Consider the following 6,019-nt stretch of genomic DNA (forward strand, 5'->3'; position numbering starts at 1 on the left):
CCCTGTTTTGCTGGCTCCACGACATAATCTTGAGTCATCCAAGGGGAAACTTGAGCCGAAAAGGCGATCGCAACCATTTGGTTCAGAGAGATACTTTCTCGTTCTCCCAATTCTGCCACTTGTTTGTACAAAGAATCGGGAATTTTAACAATTAAGTCGCTCATTCTATTTCTCCTACTTCTTGCAGAAACTCTTTGGGTGATAAAATCCTGATGCCCAAACGTTCGGCTTCTTGTAAATCTCTTTTATTCTAGGTGATGATACAGTCAGATTGGCATTCCGGCTGCGGCGATATCCTCGACTGTTGCCACTAAGTGAACCACCGGACTTTGCCCCTCTTCATATCCTTGAATGTTGCCTCTGGAGATGGCGTAAAGCAGCGGAGAAGGAGGCTCAAAATACCAGGTAATGTAATCGTGAAGCGGGCCGCCTATTGAACAAGGAATATTAATTTGAGCGCGTTTATTATGAATGGTTTCGTGAGCAATATCTACATAATTGATCCGCTGAGATTTTAAGCGATTGTTAGCGAGGATGCCACCAGAACGCAAGATAGAGGTTAAATTTCTAAGATGGGTAATAGGGTAGAGAATTGCTTCCGCCATCTGGAGTGATACCCGTGAGGAAATCTAGGGGTGATACCCACGACATAGGGGTTGCTGTTGAAGTGTCCCTCTGAGAATCCTTTCACGCTACCTGAGTCGGTTTGGCTTTAGCCCGTTGCTTAAAACTCTCAAAATGGACTACAGTCGATTTTTCAGCCGCCAGCCATACCTCGTTCACAATTTGAGATAGAGGTGGAATAACCACTAAGAGATACTGACCCACATCTTTGTTTTTATGTCCTGCCACCTTCAGAGCTGACGGGAGTTTGTCGGCAAAGTCTTTCCAATCCTGCTGAACCCAGATTACCTCTTCATCAATGACAACTAGCTGCTTGTCACGTAAGCTATCGTCAAATCCGCTCTCATCGAGGAATTTAATAATGCTTCTCACCGTTTGGAGCGAGATGACTTCTCGAAGATTTTTGATGGCCCGGATTTCTAAAACCTGCTCCCAGGTATAAATCACTGTGGGCCTTCGGGACTTGCTGATTCGGTGGGGGACTACCAGTTGACACCGTTCTAGGTATTGCAGGCGATTGGAGGTGGTAGCCGTGAGGTCGAGGGTTTCTCGTCGAGTGAATCCTTCTATCATAGCCATTCTAGGAGTGTGGATCCCTTATTTATTATAATTTTACAAAAATATAATACAATTTATTTAATTTTAGCGCTACTGCAATATAATAACGGGTGACAACACCGCAAGAAAAGGCAAAATCGTCTTCAATCAAGAACACGATAGCCCTCTTGTCGTCTTCTGCTGTAATGCAGGTTAAACCGTCCTATGTCTGTTTCTGGATTACTAGAACTAGCTCACCAAAAGCTCCACTGGCCTGAACTGGCTCAAGTCATGGAGCCAACAGGTGCTGGGCCCAGCGTGTATGCACGCCTAGCTCGGGAAAAACTGGGAAGGAATATCAAAAATCTTTTAAATGGTTCTGGTGCTGACCTCCAAGTGGGAGTGCTCGCTCCAAATCCTCACGGGGATGAAACTGAGGCCCCTATCGCCGTGGTCTGTCAGTTTCCTATTCCAGTATCAGAGGCTACGCTTAAAGAAACTTACAGACTTGCATGGAGTTTTGCTCGCTCTCCGTCGCTAATTACTGCGGAACCGGATCGGTTGCGAATTTGGAGCTGTTACGAAGGCCCCCCAACCGAATTTGAGAATCTCAGACCTGTAGCTGAAGTTTCGCGTCAGCAACTTGAATTGTTCGATCAGACCTCTCTCTCTCAACAGGCGGCTGATACTTTACACATCCACTGGGCTGATTTGGTGTCAGGGCAGTTTTTTCAAGCAAATAATAAGCGATTTCAGCGTAGCCAGTCTGCTGACCAAATGCTCCTGAGCAATCTCAAAAGTGTCCGCAAGCAACTTAATAAGCTTAAACTCGATTACGACACCATCCACGATTTATTAGCCAGGATTATTTTTATTCAATTTCTATTTGACAGAAAAGATTCTCAGGGAAACGCCGCTTTAAATCCAGACTTACTAGCTCATTTACATGAACAAGGACACTTATTAGAAAGCTATGAAAATTTAACTGATATTTTCCGAAATAAAAGAGATACTTATAATTTTTTTCGCTGGCTTAACCATAAATTTAATGGGGATTTATTTCCAGGAAAAGGAGCGACAGAAGCGGAACGCGAACACGAATGGCAAGCAGAGGAACATAAAGTCACTGAACAACATCTCAATCTGCTTGCAGAATTTGTCAGTGGCGATCTGGAAATGGAAACGGGACAGGGTTGCCTCTGGCCGCAGTATTCCTTTGATGCCATACCCCTTGAGTTCATTAGTAGTATTTATGAAGAATTTGTTGACAAAGGAAAAAAAAATGCGGATAAAGGAGTTCACTATACTCCAGGACATATCGTTGACTTTATCTTGGATGGCGTCTTGCCGTGGGATAGTGGCGAGTGGAATCTGAAAATTCTAGATCCGGCTTGTGGATCGGGCATTTTTCTAGTCAAAGCATTTCAGCGACTTATTTATAGATGGAAGAAATCTTATCCAAATGAAGAAATCACTGCACCCATATTGCAACAAATTCTTACAGATAATTTGGTGGGAGTAGATATTAATTCGCAAGCAGTAAGGGTTGCTTCATTTAGCCTTTACTTGACTATGTGTGATGAGATAGATCCTCGATATTATTGGGAGCAAGTACGCTTTCCACGACTGAGAGACAAGAGATTAATATCTGCAGACTTTTTCCAAGAAAATGTAGAAGGGTTTCGCACAGTGGCTGATGCGGGGCAATATGATTTAGTGATAGGTAATGCCCCTTGGGGAAAAAATACAGTTACTCAATTTGCGAAGTCTTGGGCAAAAACAAATAAGTGGCCGATTCCTTACGGCAATATTGGCCCACTTTTCTTGCCCAAATCTGCGGCTTTAGCAAAGGCTGGTCAACCGATTGCAATGCTCCAGCCTGCTCTTGCACTAATTTTTAATCAAATTAGTACAGCAAAAAGATTTCGGGAAAAACTTTTTTATGAATATAAAGTAGATGAAATTGTGAATTTATCTGCTTTGCGATTTGGGTTATTCAAAGACGCTATTTCACCCACTTGCATTGTCACGATATCTGCCGAATTACCAAATGGTGAACCATTGTCTTATATCTGCCCAAAGCCTGTTGCCAGTAATGAAGATGATTACCGCATAGTTATAGAACCTCATGATATCAATTTAATTTATCCGCAAGAAGCAATCCAAGATTCTTTAGTATGGACTGCATTAATGTGGGGTGGCAGACGTGACTTAGCTTTAGTGCGCCGGTTGAGCCAAGGACAAAACTTTGAAAAACTGGAGCGTGCTAAAATTGCCATTAAAAGACAAGGTATTATCCGGGGTAATAGAAAAAAGTATCAGGAAGATATCCTGGGAAAACGCCTGGTGCGGCAGTTCCCCGCTCGTACCTTTATTTTTATCAATCTAGAAGATTTGCTGCCTAACGAGGATCCTTATACCCATTCACGAGATTCTAGCGATTTTTCGGCGTTTGAAATACCCCAACTAATTTTAAAGCAAGCTTGGACAATTGATTCAAAAAGATTTCAAGCAGCAATTATCCTGTCAGATGAGGATAAGCAAGGAGTGCTTTGTTCTGAAAGTTACGTGACTGTCCATGTTCCACGTCAATATACTTCAATTTTAGAAGCGGCTTGTCTAACTTATAACAGCAAGCTTGCTGTTTATTATCTTCTTTTGTCAAGTGGACGCTTTGCTTCTTATAGACCTGAACCTAATGTTGATGAATTGCTGCGCGTTCCAATTCCTGAAAATCCAATTCGATTGCAGGATATTCAAACATTGGATTTTGATGATGTAGACAATCGGGTCTGTGAAGCCTTTTCCTTGAAGGATAGTGAGTGGTTGCTAATTGAGGATATCTTTAATTACACCTTACCTGATTTTAAAGGTAATCGTTCATCTCCTGGCCGTCAAAGCACTCGTTCACAATCTAGCACTCTTTTTAGAACAATAGCTTCGGAATTGGTCTTAAAAGAATATTGCACTTGTTTTTTAAAGGTGATTAAAGCTGGGTTTGGCACCAATAAAAACATCTGTGCTAAAATTTTTCAAGAGCATAATACTCCCTATATGCCGTTTCGTTTAATTGCTTTTTATCTTACCCTAAATGATGAGGGTGAAGAAATCCAGGTTGAACCCGTAGATTCTTTAGATCTTATAGAACAGTTAGAGGGGTTAAATCAATCCTTTTTAAAAAAGTCCAGTATAGAGGAGGGGGGAATATTCTATCAGCGGGTTGCTAAAATATATGATTCTATTCACTTGAATGGAAAAACCATTCCTACTGTGTATTTTGTAAAGCCAGATCAAATCCGCTACTGGACACGCTCTATGGCTTTACGGGATGCTGACGAAGTGGCTGCTGATATTATGATGTGGCACAGCGGATTGGAATCTTACTCATAAATTAAATTAGGAGTCATAAGTGGCTAGGAGACGACCAACACCTTGGGAAACCAAGAACCTACCAGTTCCACCTGATTTTGTTAAATTAGCAAAAGAGTGGTGTGAAGACGAATCGATGTTGATTTTAACATTAGTTTGGGAGGGATATGACCGGCTCCGAGAGTGTGACTTGTTAGAAATTTGCTGGCAGCAAGATTATGAGGAGCGCGAGAGGACGATTACCCAGCGATTTGTTCCCAGAATTCGACAATGTATGACGGGATGGGAGCCATTTGATGTAGAACATGGTCCCTATGAATTTGAAACAAGGAAGGCACCGCCTGCCCAGTCACCACAATATGATATTGCTTTTGTTATGCATGGTGGTGACGGAAGAATGATGTGGCCGTTAGAAGCTAAGGTACTTCGTTCGGAGGGGAAACTTTCTGAGTATATAAACGACATTAATAATGAATTTTTGACTTGCCGATACGCACCATTTTCTAGCCAAGGCGGTATGCTTGGGTATCTTTTTTCCCCTGAAACCAGTAAAGTATTTAGTAATATTGAAGCCAAACTTTCCTGTAGTTTGGAGCATCACCCACATTTTTTAAATAGAATTCATAAAATATCAAAACATAACCGTACAGTTCCATCAGGAAAGCCTTATCCTGCTAACTTTCTTTGTCACCATTTAATTTTGCCGATTACTACTAAAAGTTTGTAGGATATCCTGAACTAGCAATGGATAATTTTCACATTCCAGCAAGTTTTCAACTCTAACTTCACCTGCTTTTATAAACCCTCTTAGACCTTAGTATCCAGTCAAGAAATCCCTAAATTTCCGCTCTGACCTCAGATTCCCCCTGGGCCTCTCTCACCAATGGCTCATCCGCTAAACAGCCTGCGGTTTGTTCAAAAAAAATAGTGGAACCGCCTAATTTTTCATGGGTTTGAGTGGGAATGATTCGAGAACCAGGTTAATATAGCAACCCTAAATTAGTTGTGGAATGCCCTCACCCCCAACCGATGGCGGCCCAGAAAGGGAGAGGGGTTGGGGGTGAGGGAATCATTTAGGATTGCTATAGGCGATCGCCATAAATAGGGTCTATACTGCTATCCATTGACTCAAGTCTGAACTATTGCACAATCGCCGTCTTTCTGTCAGCCGATCGTGGGTATTCATTTCCAGGAATAGAAAGGCGATCGCCGATCGCCATTCTAGAAGTCTGCCTGACCCGTCCTAGAGTGGGCGATCGCAACTTCAGCAATCTACAACTCCAGCTTATCAAATTCCTCCGGTTCTACATCGGGCAGTTTCATCAATATCTTATCGTTCGCACATTTTTTTAGGGTCATGAACATTATTGGATTTCGTCATCGCTATTGATATCAAACCAGTTCTGAGTGTCAAGGCGTTCCCAAGCTATTCGCAGATGGTTAGGTTTAAATAGATGGCGCTTGCGATCGCTCCATTCCTGTACTTTTT

The 6,019-nt window shown here is 42.2% G+C and carries 5 protein-coding genes; 2 read left to right on the plus strand and 3 right to left on the minus strand.

Annotated elements, in window-relative coordinates; all coding sequences use genetic code 11:
• Positions 1-266: 266 nt before the first annotated feature.
• Together ACTIE0_RS22025 and ACTIE0_RS22030 are read right to left on the minus strand one after the other, a co-directional pair.
• Positions 267-605, minus strand: coding sequence for a DarT ssDNA thymidine ADP-ribosyltransferase family protein (locus tag ACTIE0_RS22025; RefSeq protein WP_006670692.1), 339 nt, complete (start codon positions 603-605; stop codon positions 267-269).
• An 82-nt stretch (positions 606-687) separates the two neighbouring features.
• Positions 688-1,197 carry a MerR family transcriptional regulator gene (locus ACTIE0_RS22030; RefSeq protein ID WP_235720294.1) on the minus strand — a complete coding sequence of 170 codons (510 nt, stop codon included), beginning with the start codon at positions 1,195-1,197 and terminating at the stop codon, positions 688-690.
• Between the two features lie 189 nt (positions 1,198-1,386).
• Here ACTIE0_RS22030 and ACTIE0_RS22035 point away from each other — a divergent pair, with 189 nt between their 5' ends.
• A complete protein-coding gene (locus ACTIE0_RS22035; protein WP_006670694.1) occupies positions 1,387-4,551 on the plus strand; it encodes an HsdM family class I SAM-dependent methyltransferase in 3,165 nt (1,054 codons plus the stop codon).
• 19 nt (positions 4,552-4,570) lie between these two features.
• Positions 4,571-5,257 (plus strand): hypothetical protein, encoded by a 687-nt coding sequence (locus ACTIE0_RS22040; RefSeq protein ID WP_006670695.1) that lies wholly within the window; start codon positions 4,571-4,573, stop codon positions 5,255-5,257.
• A 412-nt stretch (positions 5,258-5,669) separates the two neighbouring features.
• Here ACTIE0_RS22040 and ACTIE0_RS22045 read toward each other — a convergent pair whose 3' ends face one another.
• Positions 5,670-5,822, minus strand: a complete 153-nt coding sequence (locus tag ACTIE0_RS22045; protein ID WP_157234539.1) for a hypothetical protein — start codon at positions 5,820-5,822, stop codon at positions 5,670-5,672.
• Between the last annotated feature and the right edge of the window lie 197 nt (positions 5,823-6,019).

The organism is Limnospira sp., from assembly GCF_051859755.1.
In the GTDB taxonomy this organism is placed as follows: Bacteria; Cyanobacteriota; Cyanobacteriia; order Cyanobacteriales; family Microcoleaceae; genus Limnospira; species Limnospira fusiformis.